Raw genomic sequence first — 16,920 nt, 5'->3', positions numbered from 1 at the left:
AGATGAAGTTCACTGACGGCCACTGGCAGCTTCGCGAGGGCCTGACCAGGCTCCGGCCGGCCGAGGTGGAGAGTGTCGAGGCCGGCGAGCGCTCGCTCACCGTCTACGCACCGGCCAAGCGGATCGTGCACCGCGGCGACACCCTCAACCAGCCGCTGTTCACGATCACCTTCAGCTCGCCCGCGCTCGGGATCATCGGCGTCCGCGTCCAGCATCACAGCGGCGGCCGGCCACCGCGTCCGGCGTACCGGCTGAACAGCGGGAACGAGCACCCGGTCAAGGTGGAGGTGGATGCGGAGACCGCGAGGCTGACGAGTGGTGGGCTCACCGTGGTGATCGCGCTCGAGGGCCCTTGGAACGTGCGCTTCGAGCGGGATGGGCGGTTGCTGACCGGGTCGGCTGCCAGCAGCATCGGGCTGATCACCGATCCGGCCGGGTGCACGTATGTGCACGAGCAGTTGGCGTTGGGCGTGGGTGAGACGGTCTACGGCCTGGGCGAGCGGTTCGGTCCGCTGGTGAAGAACGGGCAGGTCGTCGACATCTGGAACGCCGACGGCGGCACGTCCAGCGAGCAGGCGTACAAGAACGTGCCGTTCTACCTGAGCAGCGCCGGGTACGGCGTCCTGGTGGACACGCCGGCGCACGTGTCGTTCGAGCTCGGGTCTGAGGTGGTCTCGCGGAACCAGTTCAGCGTCGAGGGTCAGGAGTTGAGCTACTACGTCATCGACGGGCCGACGCCCAAGAAGGTGCTCACCCGCTACACCGGGTTGACCGGGCGGCCGGCTCAGGTGCCCGCGTGGTCGATGGGGTTATGGTTGTCGACCTCGTTCACCACCGACTACAACGAGCCGACGGTGACGAGCTTCGTCAACGGGATGGCCGAGCGGGACCTGCCGCTGAGCGTGTTCCACTTCGACTGCTTCTGGATGCGGCAGTTCCACTGGTGCGACTTCCTCTGGGATCCCGCGGCGTTCCCGGACCCCGCGGGGATGCTGCAGCGGCTGAAGGCGCGGGGCCTGCGGATCAGCCTTTGGATCAACCCGTACATCGCCCAGCGCTCGGTGCTCTTCGAGGAGGGGCGCGAGCTCGGCTATCTGCTGAGGCGTGCGGACGGCTCGGTCTGGCAGTGGGACATGTGGCAGGCCGGGATGGGGATCGTCGACTTCACCAACCCGGCGGCGACCGCGTGGTTCCGCTCGAAGCTGCAGGCCTTGATCGATATCGGAGTGGACTGCTTCAAGACGGACTTCGGTGAGCGGATCCCGACCGAGGACGTGGTCTGGTCCGACGGATCTGATCCCGGGCGGATGCACAATTACTACCCGCACCTCTACAACGAGGCAGTGTTCGACCTGTTGCGGGACAACCGCGGCGAGGGCGACGCCGTACTGTTCGCGCGGTCGGCGACGGCCGGCGGGCAGCAGTTCCCGGTGCACTGGGGTGGCGACTGCGAGTCGACGTTCGAGGCGATGGCGGAGTCGCTGCGGGGCGGATTGTCCTTGGCTGCTTCGGGTTTCGGCTACTGGAGCCATGACATCGGAGGCTTCGAGGGGACGCCGGAACCGGCTGTCTTCAAGCGGTGGGTGCCGTTCGGGCTGCTGTCGTCGCACTCGCGGCTGCACGGCTCCGGGTCCTACCGGGTGCCGTGGGCGTTCGATGACGAGGCAGTCGACGTATTGCGATCGTTCACCAAGCTGAAGATGTCCCTGATGCCCTACCTGGCGGTGGCGGTCTCCGAAGCCCACACGGCTGGTACGCCGATGATGCGGCCGATGGTGCTGGAGTTCCCTTCAGACCCGGCGGTCGCCTATCTCGATCGGCAGTACATGCTCGGGCCCGATCTGCTGGTGGCTCCGGTGATGAGTGCCGAGGGGGCGACCAGGTTCTACCTGCCGGAGGGTCTTTGGACGGACCTACTGACCGGGGAGCGGCTGGCTGGTTCTCGGTGGGTCACTCGGACCTACGGCTTTGGCAGGTTGCCGCTGCTGGTCCGGCAGGGGGCGGTGATCCCCTTCGGGTCCGTGGACGATCGGCCTGAGTACGACTGGGTGGAGGACGTGGAGTTGCGCTGGTTCGAGCCGGTCGAAGGCGAGGTGGCCCGTGTCTGTCTCCCCGGGCCGAACGGGGCGCCTGCAGCGGTGATCGAGCTGACTCTGGTGGACGGTACGGCGCAGAGCAGGGTGGTCGAAGGTGTCTGCGAGCGATACGAGGTGAAGGTCGTACTCGGTGGCTGAGCTGTACTACGGGGGCGACTACAACCCGGAGCAGTGGTCCCCGGCGGTGTGGGCCGAGGACATGGCGTTGATGCGGCAGGCCGGGGTGAACCTGGTCACCGTCGGGGTGTTCTCCTGGTCGAGCCTGGAGCCGGAGCCCGGCCGGTACGAGTTCGGCTGGCTTGACCGGGTGCTGGATCTCCTTGCCGGTAACGGGATCCGGGTGAATCTGGCGACGCCGACTGCCTCTCCGCCGCCGTGGTTCAGCCTTGCCCATCCGGAGGCTCTACCCGTCACGGCTGACGGCGTACGGCTTCTGCATGGCAGTAGGGACACGTACTGCGTGTGCAGCCCGGCGTACCGAGAGGCCGCTGTCGGGCTCGCCCGGGCTCTTGGGGAGCGGTACGGCAGCCACCCGGCGCTGGAGATGTGGCATGTGCACAACGAGTACGGCAGCACCTGCTACTGCGACCAGGTGGCCGTGTCGTTCCGGCGGTGGTTGGAGGACCGGTATGACGGGTTGGCCGCGCTGAACGAGGCGTGGACGACCGCCTTCTGGAGCCAGGGGTACTCCGCGTGGGAGCAGGTGTTCCCGCCGCGGCGGACGCAGTACCTGGCGAATCCCGCGCAGGTGCTGGACTTCCGCCGGTTCTTCTCGGAAGAACTCCTTACGGCGTACGGAGAACAGAAAGCGGTACTGCGGTCGCTGAGTCCGGGGATCCCGATCACGACCAACTTCGTGTTCGGGTCATGGGTGCCGGTGGATCACTGGCGCTGGGCCCGCGAGGTGGATCTCGTTGCCATCGACCACTATCCGGAGGGTGCGGGGATCGAGGCCGAGCAGCAGACCGCGTTCGGTGCGGACCTGGCGCGGTCCTGGGCCGGTGGTGGTTCGTGGCTGCTGATGGAGCAGGCGGCCGGCTCGCTCAACGACGGCGGCCGGATGCATGCGAAGGAGCCCGGCAGGATGGCCCGGCACAGCGTCTCGCACATCGCCAGAGGTTCGCGGGGATCGCTGTTCTTCCAGTGGCGTGCGTCCCGGGGTGGGTCCGAGCGTTTCCACACCGCGATGGTTCCGCACGCGGGTCCGGACAGCCGGGCCTTCCGCGAGATCACCGCGCTGGGTGAGGCGTTGCCGAGGCTCGCCGAGGCCGACGAGGGTGCGGTCGACGCCGAGGTGGCGATCCTGTGGGACGCCGAGTCCTGGTGGGCGACCGACGGGCCGGGTCTGCCGTCGCCCGAGATCGACTATCTGGCCGCCGTACGAGCGGCGCACCGGCAATTTTGGTCGTTGGGCGTCAGCGCCGATTTTGCCCATCCCACAGGAGATCTGAGCCGGTACCGCGCCGTCATCGTGCCGAGCCTCTACCTGGTCTCCGACGAGGCCGCCGCCGCGATCAACCGGTACGCCGAGGGTGGTGGACAACTGCTGGTGACCTCGTTGAGCGGAATCGCCGACGCCACCTCGCAGATCCGGCTCGGTGGCTATCCCGGCGCCTTCCGCGATGTCCTCGGCATCCGGGTGGAGGAGTTCCTCCCGGTGGACTCGGTCGACCTGGACACGGGTGACCACGGCACCGGCTGGAGCGAACGCCTCCGCCTCGAAGGTGCCGAGGCCCTCGCCCGCTACCAGGGCGGACCACTCGAAGGCCTGCCCGCGATCACCCGCCACCACAACGCCTGGTACGTCTCCACCTGGCTCGACGACCCGTCGTACAAGTCCCTTGTAGACAAGGTGATCCGCGCCGCCGGCATCATCCCACCCGACCTACCGGAAGGCGTCGAGGTGATCACGCGAAGGTCGAACAAGACCCGCTGGCGCTTCATCCTCAACCACACCCCGCACCCCGTCGCCCTCCCCGGCGGCGGCGTCGACCTTCTGACTGGCGAAACTGCCGACACCGACCTCATGCTGGCAGCCGGAGCCTGGACGGTCCTAAGAGACTGACCGTCACAACCAACGCCACCACCGACTTCTCCGAACCGCGCTAGATGCCCCCCGGGGGCCCTCGGCCCTCGGCAACCGCAAAGTACGGGTGGGTTACCTGTTGTTGTTGTGCCTTACCTGTCGAACCTCCGGTGGGACAACCCACAACACCGGCAGGTAACCCCCACGATGCCCGCCGCGATGCCCTCCGCCCGCAGCCTGCTGGCCAGCCGATCGCCTGCCTCTGAGGGGACAACCCCTCAGAGGCAGGGATGCCTGCCCGGAATCCGAGAGGGCAACCCACCCACTCCGGGGTTGACCCCCTCAGAGGCACGCCGGCATGCCGGACCTGAGGGGACAACCCCTCAGAGGCGGGGATGCCTGCCCGGAATCCGAGAGGGCAACCCACCCACTCCGGGGTTGACCCCTCAGAGGCACGCCGGCATGCCGGACCTGAGGGGACAACCCCTCAGAGGCGGGGATGCCTGCCCGGAATCCGAGGGGGCAACCCACCCACTCCGGGGTTGACCCCTCAGAGGCACGCCGGCATGCCGGACCTGGAACCCGGGGGAGCCGAGCGTGGGGAAGCGGCTAGCCGGGGAGTTCGTCGATGTTGGCGGTGATGGTCCAGAGGAGGTTGCGGAGGAGGCGGCGGTGTTCGGGGGAGATGCCTTGGAGGGCGCGGTCGCCTGCCTGGGCGTGGAGTTGCTGGACGGTCTTGGCCAGTTCCTTGCCGCGGTCGGTGAGTTCGATGCTGACCTGGCGGGCGTCGGTGGTGTTCTTCAGCCGGCGGACCAGGCCGGCCGCCTCCATCCGCTGGGTCGTGCGAGTGGCCGTCGGCACCTCGACGTCGAGGACCTTGGCCAGCTGGGCGACCGGGAGCGAGCCGAGGTGCAGCAGCTTGGCGAGCACGATCTCCTGGCCGGTGTGGACGCCGGTGCCGGTGAGTTCGTCGCTGACCGCCTTGCGGGCCGCGCGATCGGCGAACCGCAGGGCGATCAGGATGTCCCCGCCGCTGGCCGGAGCGTCGGGGTCCCACCGCAACGGCTCGCCGGCCGCGGCGGGCTGCCCGCGCTCCGCAGTACCGTCGGCTGTGGTCACCTCGCGCTCCGGGAGACGAAGGGATTGCGGGCGTTCAGGTCGCCGATGTACTCCGTCGGGATGGCCGGCTCGCCGCGGCTGAGCTGGCTCGCGCTGCGCGGGAGTTCGTCGCGGACCTTGAGGTGGTGCGCCTGCGACTCGTCCGGGGTGGTCCGGCCGACGATCTTGCCGGCCTCGACCAGCGGCTTCAGCAGTTCGCGGTCGTCGCCGTCGTCCGCTGGCGGCTCGCCGACGCCGATCAGCTCGACTTCGGCGACGCCCTTGGCCGAGCGGCGGCGCAACGCGTACTTGCGGCCGCCGATCGAGATCTTGTCCGGGCTCTTCTTGGCGACCGGCAGCAACGCGCCGCTCGAGTCCTCGCGGGCGACCAGCTTGTAGACGAACCCGCAGGTCGGATAGCCGCTGCCGGTCACCAGCGAGGTGCCCACGCCGTACCCGTCGACGGCCGCGGGCGCGAGGGCCGCGATCTGGTACTCGTCGAGGTCGCTGGTCACGATGATCCGGGTCTTGGTGGCGCCCAGCGAGTCGAGCTGGTCGCGGACCTGGCCCGCCAGTGACGGCAGGTCGCCGGAGTCCAGCCGCACCGCGCCGAGGTCGGTGCCGGCCACGTCGATCGCCATCGCCACCGCCTCGGTCAGGTCGTAGGTGTCCACCAGCAGCGTGGTTCCCTTGCCCAGGGCATCCACCTGGGAGGTGAAGGCGTCCCGCTCGGTGTCGTGCAGCAGGGTGAACGAGTGCGCCGCCGTGCCCGCGCTGGGGATGCCGAACCGCCGGGCCGCCTCCAGGTTGGAGGTCGTCGCGAAGCCCGCGATGTACGCCGCGAGCGCCGAGGCGACGGCCGCCTCCTCGTGGGTACGGCGCGAGCCCATCTCGATGCAGGGGCGGCCGCCGGCCCACCAGGTCATCCGGGACGCCGCGCTGGCGACGGCGGAGTCGTGGTTCAGGATCGACAGGAACACGGTTTCCAGCAGCACCGCCTCGGCGAAGCTGGACTCCACGATCAGCACCGGCGACCCGGGAAAGAAGATCTCCCCGTCGGCGTAGCCGGAGATGTCGCCGGTGAACCGGTAGTCCGCCAGCCAGTCGGCCGTCGCCTGGTCGACGATGCCCCGGTCGGCCAGGAAGGCGATCGTCTGCTCGTCGAACCGGAACCGCTCGAGGGCGTCGAGCAGCCGGTTCACGCCCGCGACCACGCCGTACCGGCGCCCGTCGGGCAGGCGGCGGGCGAACAGCTCGAAGACGGACCGGCGATGCGCCGTGCCGTCGGCGAGACTGGCCTGCAGCATGGTCAGCTCGTAGTGGTCCGTCAGCAAGGCTGTCGTAGCGTTCACAGAGGTAGTGTCCTCCGCCGGTCGTTCGTGCACATCTCCGGTGCCCAGGCACGCACCTGGACACCGGAGCTGAAGCACGAACGACCGGCGGAGGACACTGCCTATTGCGAGCCGGGAACCGATGATGGAGAGAATGGGTAAGTGACCACCGCACCGAGCGAGCTCGAGAGCCCCGAAGTCGACGAGGCGATCGAGTTGAGCCCACCGTGGGTGACCATCGTCTGGAACGACCCGGTCAACCTGATGGACTACGTCACGTTCGTCTTCCAGACGTACTTCGGCTACTCCAAGCAGAAGGCGGAGAAGCTGATGATGCAGGTCCACCAGGAGGGCAAGTCCGTCGTGTCGAACGGCAACCGTGAGGCGATGGAACGCGACGTCGAAGCCATGCACAGCTACGGCCTCTGGGCCACCTGCGAGAAGTCGTGACGAGGTTCCGCAAGCGCAAGAAGACCGTGATCGTCAGCTTCGCCGAGCACGAGGCCGACATCCTGGCGAACCTGCTCCGCAACCTGGTGGAGCTGCTGTACGACGGGATGCCGCCGCGTGTGAGCGAGTCGAGCGACCCGCTGGCGGCACTGCTCGACAACGACGGGCCCACCTCGCCGCCGGAGGACGTGGTACTGCAGCGGCTGCTGCCGGATGCGTACAACGCGGACGACCAGGCGTCGTCGGAGTTCCGGCGGTTCACCGAGCGCGGGTTGCGCGACGGCAAGGCGTCCGATGCCAAGCGGGTCCTCGCCGCGTTGGAGGACGCCGACGCGGTAGAGGACGGGATCGTGCTCGAGGGCGAGGACCAGCTCGCCTGGCTCCGCGCGCTGAACGACCTCCGGCTGGCGATCGGCACCCGCTTGGACATCAAGGAGGAGGACGACTACTCCGTCTGGGAGAAGCTGCCCGACGACGATCCCCGGCGCCTCACCTACGACCTCTACGACTGGCTCGGCTACCTCCAGTCCGCCCTGCTCCACAACATCCGCTGACTCGTTCCCGGCGGGCGCCTAGCTAGTGTGGGCGGCATGGAGAAGCGGACGTTGGGTCGGACCGGTCGGGATGTCGGTGTGGTCGGGCTGGGGGCCTGGCAGCTCGGGGCGGACTGGGGCGAGGTGGACGAGAGCGACGCGCTCGCCGTGCTGAACTCGGCCGTCGAGGGCGGGGTCACCTTCATCGACACCGCCGACGTGTACGGCGACGGGCGCAGCGAGCGACTCGTCGGCAAGGTGCTGAAGGAGCACCTGGAGCTGACGGTGGCCACCAAGATGGGCCGCCGGGTCGAGCAGATCCCCTCGAACTACAACCTGGACGCCTTCCGCGCCTGGAACGACCGCTCCCGGGAGAACCTGGGCGTCGACACGATCGATCTGGTCCAGCTGCACTGCCCGCCGACCGAGGTGTACTCCACCGACGCCGTGTTCGACGCGCTCGACACGTTGGTGCAGGAGCGGCGCGTCGCGGCGTACGGGGTGAGCGTGGAGACCTGCGCGGAGGCGCTGACGGCGATCGCGCGGCCGAACGTGGCGTCGGTGCAGATCATCCTGAACGCGTTCCGGCTGAAGCCGCTCGACGAGGTGCTCCCGGCCGCCCAGCGCGCCGGTGTCGGCATCATCGCCCGGGTCCCGCTGGCGAGCGGCCTGCTGTCCGGCAAGTACGACGAGAACACCACCTTCGGCCCGGACGACCACCGCAACTACAACCGCAAGGGCGAGGCCTTCGACGTCGGCGAGACCTTCTCCGGGGTCGACTTCGGCACCGGCCTGGAGGCGGTGAAGCGGCTGATCCCGATCGTCCCCGAGGGCGCCACGATGGCCCAGTTCGCCCTCCGCTGGATCCTCGAGCAGCCCGGCGTCTCGGTCGTCATCCCCGGCGCTCGCAACCCCGACCAAGTCCGCGGCAACCTCGGCGCCGCCGCCCTCGCCGCGCTCACCGAAGGCCAACTGAAGGCCGTCCAGACCGTCTACGACGAGCTGATCCGCCCTCAGATCCACAACCGCTGGTAACACCTGTCCGCATATTGGACCGACCTCGCTGTTGGCGGGGTGGGTGCGGTGGCCGCCGTACCGTGGGGGCGTGCTGATCATCGACACCGCGACGTACGAGGCGATCGTGGACCATGCTCGCCGGGACCACCCGGACGAGGCGTGTGGCGTGGTCGCCGGGCCGGAGGGATCGGACCGGCCGGCGCGGTTCATCCCGATGCTGAACGCGGCAATGTCGCCGACGTTCTACGAGTTCGACTCGGGCGACCTGTTCCGGCTGTACAAGGAGATGGACTCCCGCGACGAGGAGCCGGTGGTGATCTACCACTCGCACACCGCCACCGAGGCGTACCCGTCGCGCACCGACATCAACCTGGCCCAGGAGCCCGGCGCGCACTACGTGCTGGTCTCGACCCGGGACGGCGCCGACTCCCCGTCGTACGACGGACCGGTCGAGTTCAGGTCGTACCGGATCATCGACGGCGAGGTCACCGAGGAAGAGGTCCAGGTCGTCCCGGCCTACCCGGCGGAATGACCCGACCAGCGGCGGATGTTGGCAACAGTAAAGACCGAGGAGAGAACTGATATGGCGATCGAACTGCGGGTTCCGACGATCCTGCGCACGTACACCGGCGGCGAGAAGGCGGTGAACGGGGCGGGTAGCACGCTGGCCGAGTTCATCGACGACGTGAACGGCAACCACCCGGGCCTGAAGGAGCGGATCGTGGAGGGCCGGCCGGAGGAGCTTCGCCGGTTCGTCAACGTGTACGTGAACGACGAGGACGTGCGCTTCACCGGTGGCCTCAAGACCGAGGTGAAGGACGGCGACGTGGTCGTCGTACTGCCCGCGGTCGCCGGCGGCTGACGGAGCCCCGGTCATGCGCTTCGACAGTCTGCTCGACTCCGTCGGCGGTACTCCGCTGGTCGGCCTGCCACGGTTGTCCCCGACGGCGGACGTGCGGTTGTGGGCCAAGCTGGAGGACCACAACCCGACCGGTTCGATCAAGGACCGGGCCGCGTTGCGGATGCTGCTGGACGCCGAGAAGGACGGCCGGCTGCGACCGGGCAACACCATCCTCGAGCCGACCTCGGGCAACACCGGGATCTCGCTCGCGATGGCGGCCAAGTTGCGCGGCTACCGGATGGTCTGCGTGATGCCGGAGAACACCTCTGAGGAGCGCCGGCAGATCCTGCGGATGTGGGGGGTCGAGATCATCTCCTCCCCGGCCGCCGGTGGTTCGAACGAGGCCGTCCGGGTGGCCAAGCAGGTCGCGGAGGAGCACCCGGACTGGGTGATGCTCTACCAGTACGGCAACCCCTCGAACGCGGCCGCGCACTACGACGGCACGGCCCGGGAGATCCTCGCCGACCTCCCCTCGGTGACGCACTTCGTCGCGGGCCTCGGCACCACCGGCACGCTGATGGGCGCCGGGCGGTTCTTCCGTGAGCACAAGCCCGAGGTCCGGATCGTCGCCGCCGAACCCCGGTACGGCGAACTGGTCTACGGCCTGCGCAATCTCGACGAAGGCTTCGTTCCCGAGTTGTACGACGAGACGCTCATCGACGCGCGGTTCTCGGTCGGCCCGAGAGACGCCGTACGGCGGGTCCGGGAACTGCTGGACAACGAGGGCATCTTCGCGGGGATCTCCACCGGGGCGATCCTGCATGCGGCCCTCGGTCAGGCGGCAAAGTGCGTCCGCGACGGTCAGACCGCGGACATCGCCTTCGTCGTGGCCGACGGCGGCTGGAAGTACCTCTCGACCGGCGCCTACGAGGGCACCATCGACGAGGCCGAGGACCGCCTCGAGGGCCAGCTCTGGGCCTGAGGTTCCTTAGCCTGCTGGAGAAATGCCGGCGGGTGGGATCAGGTCTTGAAGAGCACTTTGCGTCCTAGTCGGGGATGCACACCGCGACCCTTGCAGCTGTTGCAGGGGCGCTGCGCGTAGCTGAAGAACGCGCCTTTGTGCCGTCCGGCGCCCTTGCAGCGATTGCACTTCCGGTTCGGGTGCAACGACAGCGAGATGACGTACGCGGCGAAGACGGCGACGGCGAGGAGCAGCAGCATTCCGGTCGGGCCGAGAGTCGTCGCGATGTCCGCGCTGGTGCTGGACGCGTTCGTTTCCGCAGCCTGACCGGCGGCCGAGCCTGCTGCCGCGGCGTTGGTGGGATGCGGATTCGGTGCGGCGGTGGAACTCAGGGCCACCGCGAGGTGGACTGCCAGATTCATGGCATCGCTGAGGGCGGTTGCAAACACATCCGTCAAGAGTGGCCTGGGTCACGTCAGATTGCAATTCCGCAGAGTAAAGATGTGGACAACTCCGGCGTGTCGTTCACCCCGCTTAGGTAAGGGTTACTTCAGCTCTGCCCGCTACCGGACTTGTCGGCTCGCACAGCTAAGGTTCGACTCGTGGCAGACGCACCGATCGGCATCTTCGACTCCGGCTTCGGAGGACTCACCGTCGCCCGCGCGGTGCTCGACCAACTCCCGCACGAACCGATCCTCTACCTGGGCGACACCGCCCGCCAGCCGTACGGTCCCAAGCCGATCGCCGAGGTCAGGGAGTATGCGCTGGAGTGTCTCGACCACCTGGTCGAGGCCGGCGTGAAGACCCTCGTGATCGCATGCAACTCGGCCAGCGCCGCGATGCTCAGAGACGCCCGCGAGCGGTACGACGTACCGGTGGTCGAGGTGATCCTGCCGGCAGCACGTCGTGCGGTCGCCGCCACCCGGAGCCAGCACGTCGGAGTGATCTGCACGCAGGCGACGGCGACCTCGCTGGCCTACGACGACGCGTTCGCCGCGGCGCCGCAGGTGGATCTCCTGACCAAGGCGTGTCCGCGGTTCGTGGACTTCGTCGAGGCGGGCGTCACGTCGGGTTCCGAGCTCCTCGCGGCCGCTCACGAATACCTTGATCCGCTGGTGGAGGCCGGTGTCGACACGCTCATCCTCGGCTGCACGCACTACCCGCTGCTGACCGGCGTCATCTCGTACGTGATGGGCGACAACGTCACCCTGGTCAGCAGTGCGGAGGAGTGCGCGAAGGACGTGTACGGCGTGCTCACCAAGAGCGGCCTGCTCCGCGCCGACGACCTGCCCGAGCCCCGGCACCGCTTCGTCACCACCGGGAGCCCGGCCGAGTTCGCGGCGATCGGCTCGCGCTTCCTCGGACCGGTGATCTCCGGCGTCGACCAGTTCGCCTGGGTGCGCTGAGTAGTTGCCTGCACCACACAACGTTTCCTGCGAAGCCGGCAACCCGCCGGTAATGTTCCAGTCATGAAGCTCACCGTGCTCGGCTGCTCCGGGTCCGTCCCCGGGCCCGACTCGCCCGCCTCGAGCTATCTGGTCACCGCGGACGGGTTCAACCTCGTCCTCGACCTCGGCAGTGGTGCGCTGGGAGCCTTGCAGCGCTACCTCGCCGTCAGCGAGATCGGCGCGATCGGCCTGTCCCATCTGCATCCTGACCACTGCATGGATCTGTGCGGCCTGTACGTCGCGGCGAAGTACTCGCCGACGTCACCGTTGCCGAGGATCCCGGTCTACGGTCCACCCGGTACGGCCGGCCGGATGGCGCTCGCCTACGACCTGCCGGAGGATCCGGGGATGCAGGAGGAACTGGAGTTCCACACCTGGCAGGCGATCCAGCGGATCGGCCCGTTCACCGTCCGGACCACTGCGATGGTGCACCCGGTCCCGGCGTTCGCGATCAGGGTTGAGCACGGCAACAAAGCGCTCGTCTACACCGGCGACACGGGCCCGAACGACGGCCTGGTCGAGCTCGCCCGCGGCGCGGATCTGCTGCTCTGCGAGGCCGCCCTGCGCGACGGCGATCCGAACAACCCGCACGATCTGCACATGACTCCGGCCGATGCCGGCGAACACGCCAAGCGAGCCGAGGTGAAACGCCTCGTCATCACGCACGTACCGCCCTGGTTCGACCGCGACACCCAGGCGGAAGCTGCCCGCCGCACCTACCCGGGCGACGTCCAGGTGGCCACCCCGGGCAAGCTCTTCGAGATCTGATGGAGTTCGTCGCACTCCCAGACGGCACCCGCCTGCGCACCTGGACAACCGGTACTGCGACCGCCCGGCCGCCGGTGATCCTCGTGCACGGTGGTCCGGGGCTGTGGGATTACCTCGAGCCCGTCGCCGCGCTGCTGGACGACCTGACGGTGGTGCACCGGTTCGACCAGCGGGGTTGCGGTGGTTCGGATCCTTCGGACGAGCAGACGATGCAACGACTCTGCGACGACATCGATGAGCTACGCCGGCACTGGGGTCATGAGCAGATCGCTGTCGTCGGCCACTCGTTCGGTGCGACCTTGGCGCTCACCTATGCGGCGGCCCATCCCTCGCGCGTCGCTCGGGTGGGTTACCTCTCCGGTGTCGGGCTCGGCGACTGGTACACGCCGTACGACCGGGAGCGCACGCTTCGGATGTCCGACGAGCAGCGTGCTCGCCTGACCGAGTTGCAGCGTCAGAGCCGGAGCCCTGAAGAGGAGATCGAGTTCCGCGCGCTCTCGTGGTTCACCGATCACGCCGATCGCGAGCAGGCCTGGATCTGGGCGCTGGAAGATGCCGCGGTCCCGTTGCCGATCAACTTCGCGGCGAACAAGGCCATCAACGCCGAGACCGACTCCTGGACCGACGGTCACCAGGCTGCCGTGGCAGGGAACCTCCCGATGCCGGTATGGCTGGTGCACGGCACGGGTGACCCGCGGCCGGCGAGCGCAGTACGGGCTCTGGCTGGGCACATCCCCGACCATGAACTGCACCTGATCGAAGGCGCCGGCCACTCCCTTTTGCGGGAGCGGCCGGACGCGCTTCGCGAAGTACTGAAGGCCTTGCTCAGCTAGGACTCTGGCCGCGGTCGAAGTACTCGACCAGGGCCGGATCGAGCGCCGGTACGTCGATCGGGGTGCCGTTGGCGCGCAGCGAGGTGGTCGCCGCGTAGCCGGCTGCCACGGCCGCGCGGGCGGCGACCGGCGAGGTCAAGGTGGCGCCGCCGTCGCGCACGAAGCGGACGAACTCGGCCACCAGCCGGGGATCGGCACCGGCGTGACCGCCTTCGGCCGCGGGGATCTCGACGACCTGGTCGGCGTCCTCGCGATAGCCGGAGCGGCGGCTGTTCCACACCTTCACGGTGTCACCCGGACCGTCGCCGAAGTTCTCCAGCCGCCCGGCCGTGCCGATCACCGTGTAGTTGCGCCAGTAGTCCGGGGTGTAGTGGCACTGCTGGTAGGTGAGGTAGACCCCGTTGTCCAGTTGGAGATTCGCCATCGAGAGGTCCTCGACGTCCATCACCGGCGCCATCCCGGTCTGGCTCAACGGCGGCCAGTTGTCCTCGGAGACGAAGTCGGCGAACCGCTGCCCGGAACGATCCATCCGGTCCTCGATCGCGCCGTACATGGTGAGACCGCCGAAGGCGTTCGCGCGGGTGGTGTAGCCGCCGGCCAGCCAGTGCATCACGTCGATGTCGTGGGCACCCTTCTGCAGCAGCAGGCTGGTGGTCCGGCGACGATCGGCGTGCCAGTCCTTGAAGTAGAAGTCGCCGCCGTGCCCGACGAAGTGCCGGCACCAGATCGCCTTCACCTCGCCGATCGCGCCGGAGGCGATCAGGTCGCGCATCGTCAGCACCACCGGCATGTGCCGCATGTTGTGGCCGACGTACAGCCGGGCGCCGCTCTCGTACGCCGCCTGCAGCACGCGGTCGCAGCCGGACGTGGTGATCGCCAGCGGCTTCTCCACGAACACCGGTACGCCGGCCCGGAGGAAGTCGATCGCCGGGTCCTCGTGCAGGTCGTCGGGGGTGGTCAGGAAGACGCCGTCCAGCTTCAGGTCGAGCATCTCGCGGTGCTCGGCGTACGCCGTTGCGTCCGGCAACTCGTCGAGCGTCGCCTTCCGCTGCACCTCGCTCGGGTCGCACACCGCGACGAGGCGGGACCCCGCGCCGGGCAGGTGCGCGTGCCGCGCGATCTTGCTCCGGGCCCCGAGGCCGACCACACCGAACCGTAGGTCTTCAGTACTCATGCACCAGGCTCCTGCACGTAGATGATTGCAGAAGCCTATGTCCGAACACTTCCGACCTTCAACACCCGTCCGCTCCTGAGGTGTCCACCAGGCTGTCACCTGCGTCTCACCCTGGCATCGACCAGTCCGGTCACCATGACGGAATGTGAGCCTCCACTATGTGGCACTGGGCGACTCGACCACCGTTGGTGTCGGGGACCCGCTGAATGGCACGACCACCGACCTTTCCGGTGCCGGAGCGCGGCCGGGGCAGGGGTGGCGAGGCTGGGCCTCGCTGCTCGCGGATGCCCTGGACAGTTCCCACCGTGTGACGTTCTCGAACCTCGCGACCAGTGGCGCCACCGCATCGATGGTGGCGGCCGACCAACTCCCCGCCACGGGCACCGGCCCGATCGACCTCGCCTCACTGATCGTCGGGGTGAACGACACGCTGCGCTCGACCTTCGACCGCGGCGAGATCCGCGACTGCCTGCAGTACTGCGCGGAGCACCTGACCGCCCGCGGCGCGTTGCTGCTGACCGTCCGCTTCCACGACCACGGCCAGGTGTTCGGCCTGCCGTCCTGGTTGCGCCGGCCGCTGTGGCAGCGGATCGAGCAGGTCAACACCGTGTACGACGAGCTGTACTCGCGGTTCGGCGGGATCCGGATCGACATGGCGGACTATCCAGAGGTGTACCGCCGGGACTTCTGGAGCGTCGACCGGCTGCACCCGGGTGAGCGGGGGCACCGGCGGCTGGCCCGAGCCTTCTCCGACGAACTCCACCGGCGTGGGACGCGGATCGCGGTGCCGCCTGAGCTCGACTGTGCGGGGGAGCCGCCGACCAGGTGGGCGGACGCCCTGTGGATGGTCCGCGAAGGCGTCCCCTGGCTCGGCCGCCGAGCCGGCGACCTCACTCCCTGGGCCGCCCGCATGGCCCTCAGCCAACTACGCCCACCAACCCCGCGCGCCACGACCACCCCTACTCTCACCCGGACAGCAGTCCCGTCGGCCGATGCGGAGGTGCAGACCACGTAGGGTTTCCCGCATGGCTCGTATCGATGGACGTACCCCTGACCAGCTCCGGCCGGTGACCCTGACCCGGAACTGGCTCGACCATGCCGAGGGATCGGTGCTGGTCGAGTTCGGTAAGACGCGGGTGCTGTGCGCGGCCAGTGTTACCGAGGGTGTGCCGCGGTGGCGCAAGGGTTCCGGCCTGGGCTGGGTCAGCGCGGAGTACGCGATGCTGCCGCGGTCCACGAACACGCGCTCGGACCGGGAGTCGGTGAAGGGCCGGATCGGCGGCCGGACGCACGAGATCTCCCGGCTGATCGGGCGGTCGCTGCGCGCCGTGATCGACTACAAGGCGCTCGGCGAGAACACCATCCTGCTGGACTGCGACGTGCTGCAGGCCGACGGCGGCACCCGGACTGCGGCGATCACCGGCGCGTACGTCGCGCTCGCGGATGCGGTGTCGTTCCTGCGCGACCGCAAGGCGCTGAAGGGCGAACCGCTGACCGGCTCGGTGTCCGCGGTCTCCGTCGGCATCATCGACGGCACCCCGATGCTCGACCTCTGCTACGAGGAGGATGTCCGGGCCGAGACCGACATGAACCTGGTGCTCACCGGCGACGGCAAGTTCATCGAGGTGCAGGGCACCGCCGAGGGCGCCCCCTTCGACCGCGCCGAGCTGGACAGCCTGCTCGAGCTGGGGACGGTGGGCTGCGCCGAGCTGACCAAGCTCCAGCAGGAGGCGCTGGCATGAGCAAGATCCTGCTGGCCTCGAACAACCAGAAGAAGCTCGAGGAACTCCGCCGGATCCTCGCCCCGATCGTGCCGGGCATCGAGGTGCTCGGCCTGGCCGATGTCGCGCCGTACGAGGAGCCGGCGGAGACCGAGCCGACCTTCGAGGGCAACGCGCTGCTGAAGGCGAAGGCGGCCCTGGCCGCGACCGGGCTGCCGTCGATCGCGGACGACAGCGGGATCTGCGTGGACGCGCTGAACGGGATGCCCGGCGTGCTGTCCGCGCGCTGGTCCGGCCCGGCGAAGGACAACCACGCGAACAACCTGCTGCTGCTCGGCCAGCTGGAGGACGTGCCGGACGAGCGCCGGGGTGCGTCGTTCGTGGCCGCTGTCGCGTTCTGCCGGCCGGACGCGGAAGACGTCATCGTCCGCGGCGAGATGCCCGGCTCGGTGATCCGCGAGCTGCGTGGTACCGGTGGCTTCGGGTACGACGTGCTCTTCCAGGCGGAGGGGTACGACCGGACCACTGCTGAACTGTCGATCGAGGAGAAGGACGCGATCTCCCACCGGGGCAAGGCCCTGCGTGAGATCGCCCCGATCGTCGCCCGAGCGCTGGAGGCCTGA

Annotated in this window: 18 protein-coding genes; 14 read left to right on the top strand and 4 right to left on the bottom strand. The window is 68.7% G+C overall.

The window, feature by feature from the left end:
* The first annotated feature begins 2 nt into the window (after positions 1-2).
* Both yicI and EV648_RS22230 read left to right on the top strand, forming a co-directional pair.
* Positions 3-2,234 carry an alpha-xylosidase gene (yicI, locus tag EV648_RS22235; protein ID WP_132294935.1) on the top strand — a complete coding sequence of 744 codons (2,232 nt, stop codon included), beginning with the start codon at positions 3-5 and terminating at the stop codon, positions 2,232-2,234.
* Entirely contained in the window at positions 2,227-4,161 is a 1,935-nt protein-coding gene (locus EV648_RS22230; RefSeq protein ID WP_132294931.1) for a beta-galactosidase, read from the top strand. Before yicI ends, EV648_RS22230 begins: the two co-directional genes overlap by 8 nt.
* Before the next feature lie 570 nt (positions 4,162-4,731).
* On the opposite strand, the gene EV648_RS22225 is transcribed toward EV648_RS22230, so the two are convergent.
* Both EV648_RS22225 and EV648_RS22220 read right to left on the bottom strand, forming a co-directional pair.
* Entirely contained in the window at positions 4,732-5,241 is a 510-nt protein-coding gene (locus EV648_RS22225) for a MarR family winged helix-turn-helix transcriptional regulator (RefSeq protein WP_132294928.1), read from the bottom strand.
* Positions 5,238-6,527 (bottom strand): nicotinate phosphoribosyltransferase, encoded by a 1,290-nt coding sequence (locus EV648_RS22220; protein ID WP_241995518.1) that lies wholly within the window; start codon positions 6,525-6,527, stop codon positions 5,238-5,240. The genes EV648_RS22225 and EV648_RS22220 overlap by 4 nt, the downstream gene beginning before the upstream one ends.
* Positions 6,528-6,713: 186 nt before the next feature.
* Between EV648_RS22220 and clpS the strand changes: the two genes are divergently transcribed.
* The 6 genes from clpS to EV648_RS22190 all read left to right on the top strand — a co-directional run bounded on the left by clpS (position 6,714) and on the right by EV648_RS22190 (position 10,374).
* Positions 6,714-7,001: an ATP-dependent Clp protease adapter ClpS gene (clpS, locus tag EV648_RS22215; protein ID WP_132187310.1), complete on the top strand. Its 288-nt coding sequence runs from the start codon at positions 6,714-6,716 to the stop codon at positions 6,999-7,001.
* Positions 6,998-7,555 (top strand): DUF2017 domain-containing protein, encoded by a 558-nt coding sequence (locus EV648_RS22210; RefSeq protein ID WP_132294922.1) that lies wholly within the window; start codon positions 6,998-7,000, stop codon positions 7,553-7,555. Before clpS ends, EV648_RS22210 begins: the two co-directional genes overlap by 4 nt.
* 36 nt (positions 7,556-7,591) lie before the next feature.
* Positions 7,592-8,569 carry an aldo/keto reductase gene (locus EV648_RS22205; protein ID WP_132294919.1) on the top strand — a complete coding sequence of 326 codons (978 nt, stop codon included), beginning with the start codon at positions 7,592-7,594 and terminating at the stop codon, positions 8,567-8,569.
* Positions 8,570-8,639: 70 nt separating this feature from the next.
* Entirely contained in the window at positions 8,640-9,083 is a 444-nt protein-coding gene (locus tag EV648_RS22200; protein ID WP_132294916.1) for a Mov34/MPN/PAD-1 family protein, read from the top strand.
* 51 nt (positions 9,084-9,134) lie between these two features.
* The gene (locus EV648_RS22195) at positions 9,135-9,413 is read left to right on the top strand and encodes a MoaD/ThiS family protein (RefSeq protein ID WP_132294913.1); all 279 of its coding nucleotides are present in this window, start codon (positions 9,135-9,137) and stop codon (positions 9,411-9,413) included.
* A 13-nt stretch (positions 9,414-9,426) separates the two neighbouring features.
* A complete protein-coding gene (locus tag EV648_RS22190) occupies positions 9,427-10,374 on the top strand; it encodes a PLP-dependent cysteine synthase family protein (protein ID WP_132187315.1) in 948 nt (315 codons plus the stop codon).
* Between the two features lie 38 nt (positions 10,375-10,412).
* Here EV648_RS22190 and EV648_RS22185 read toward each other — a convergent pair whose 3' ends face one another.
* The gene (locus EV648_RS22185) at positions 10,413-10,775 is read right to left on the bottom strand and encodes a zinc finger-like domain-containing protein (protein ID WP_132294910.1); all 363 of its coding nucleotides are present in this window, start codon (positions 10,773-10,775) and stop codon (positions 10,413-10,415) included.
* A 180-nt stretch (positions 10,776-10,955) separates the two neighbouring features.
* Between EV648_RS22185 and murI the strand changes: the two genes are divergently transcribed.
* The 3 genes from murI to EV648_RS22170 all read left to right on the top strand — a co-directional run bounded on the left by murI (position 10,956) and on the right by EV648_RS22170 (position 13,402).
* Positions 10,956-11,759 (top strand): glutamate racemase, encoded by an 804-nt coding sequence (gene murI / locus EV648_RS22180; protein ID WP_132294907.1) that lies wholly within the window; start codon positions 10,956-10,958, stop codon positions 11,757-11,759.
* A gap of 63 nt (positions 11,760-11,822) precedes the next feature.
* Positions 11,823-12,569, top strand: a complete 747-nt coding sequence (locus EV648_RS22175) for an MBL fold metallo-hydrolase (RefSeq protein ID WP_132294905.1) — start codon at positions 11,823-11,825, stop codon at positions 12,567-12,569.
* Positions 12,569-13,402: an alpha/beta fold hydrolase gene (locus EV648_RS22170; RefSeq protein ID WP_132294902.1), complete on the top strand. Its 834-nt coding sequence runs from the start codon at positions 12,569-12,571 to the stop codon at positions 13,400-13,402. The genes EV648_RS22175 and EV648_RS22170 overlap by 1 nt, the downstream gene beginning before the upstream one ends.
* Here EV648_RS22170 and EV648_RS22165 read toward each other — a convergent pair.
* Entirely contained in the window at positions 13,395-14,576 is a 1,182-nt protein-coding gene (locus tag EV648_RS22165; protein WP_132294898.1) for a Gfo/Idh/MocA family protein, read from the bottom strand. The genes EV648_RS22170 and EV648_RS22165 overlap by 8 nt on opposite strands.
* Positions 14,577-14,721: 145 nt before the next feature.
* Between EV648_RS22165 and EV648_RS22160 the strand changes: the two genes are divergently transcribed.
* From EV648_RS22160 to rdgB, 3 genes are read left to right on the top strand one after another with little or no spacing between them, the layout of a single operon-like run.
* The gene (locus EV648_RS22160; protein ID WP_132294895.1) at positions 14,722-15,591 is read left to right on the top strand and encodes an SGNH/GDSL hydrolase family protein; all 870 of its coding nucleotides are present in this window, start codon (positions 14,722-14,724) and stop codon (positions 15,589-15,591) included.
* 10 nt (positions 15,592-15,601) lie between these two features.
* On the top strand, positions 15,602-16,318 hold the full coding sequence (gene rph / locus EV648_RS22155; RefSeq protein WP_132294892.1) for a ribonuclease PH: 717 nt from the start codon (positions 15,602-15,604) through the stop codon (positions 16,316-16,318).
* Positions 16,315-16,920: an RdgB/HAM1 family non-canonical purine NTP pyrophosphatase gene (rdgB, locus tag EV648_RS22150; protein WP_132294889.1), complete on the top strand. Its 606-nt coding sequence runs from the start codon at positions 16,315-16,317 to the stop codon at positions 16,918-16,920. Before rph ends, rdgB begins: the two co-directional genes overlap by 4 nt.

This window comes from Kribbella sp. VKM Ac-2568, from assembly GCF_004345365.1.
In the GTDB taxonomy this organism is placed as follows: Bacteria; Actinomycetota; Actinomycetes; order Propionibacteriales; family Kribbellaceae; genus Kribbella; species Kribbella orskensis.
This window is presented reverse-complemented; position numbering and strand designations above follow the sequence as displayed.

What these genes read in the sequence shown, in the direction of transcription:
- rph (WP_132294892.1), top strand. Translation starts at nt 15,602, where the DNA reads ATGGCTCGTATCGATGGACGTACCCCTGACCAGCTCCGGCCGGTGACC.
- EV648_RS22165 (WP_132294898.1), bottom strand. Translation starts at nt 14,576, where the DNA reads ATGAGTACTGAAGACCTACGGTTCGGTGTGGTCGGCCTCGGGGCCCGG.
- EV648_RS22205 (WP_132294919.1), top strand. Translation starts at nt 7,592, where the DNA reads ATGGAGAAGCGGACGTTGGGTCGGACCGGTCGGGATGTCGGTGTGGTC.
- EV648_RS22170 (WP_132294902.1), top strand. Translation starts at nt 12,569, where the DNA reads ATGGAGTTCGTCGCACTCCCAGACGGCACCCGCCTGCGCACCTGGACA.
- EV648_RS22195 (WP_132294913.1), top strand. Translation starts at nt 9,135, where the DNA reads ATGGCGATCGAACTGCGGGTTCCGACGATCCTGCGCACGTACACCGGC.
- EV648_RS22175 (WP_132294905.1), top strand. Translation starts at nt 11,823, where the DNA reads ATGAAGCTCACCGTGCTCGGCTGCTCCGGGTCCGTCCCCGGGCCCGAC.
- yicI (WP_132294935.1), top strand. Translation starts at nt 3, where the DNA reads ATGAAGTTCACTGACGGCCACTGGCAGCTTCGCGAGGGCCTGACCAGG.
- EV648_RS22190 (WP_132187315.1), top strand. Translation starts at nt 9,427, where the DNA reads ATGCGCTTCGACAGTCTGCTCGACTCCGTCGGCGGTACTCCGCTGGTC.
- EV648_RS22185 (WP_132294910.1), bottom strand. Translation starts at nt 10,775, where the DNA reads ATGAATCTGGCAGTCCACCTCGCGGTGGCCCTGAGTTCCACCGCCGCA.
- rdgB (WP_132294889.1), top strand. Translation starts at nt 16,315, where the DNA reads ATGAGCAAGATCCTGCTGGCCTCGAACAACCAGAAGAAGCTCGAGGAA.
- EV648_RS22220 (WP_241995518.1), bottom strand. Translation starts at nt 6,527, where the DNA reads ATGCTGCAGGCCAGTCTCGCCGACGGCACGGCGCATCGCCGGTCCGTC.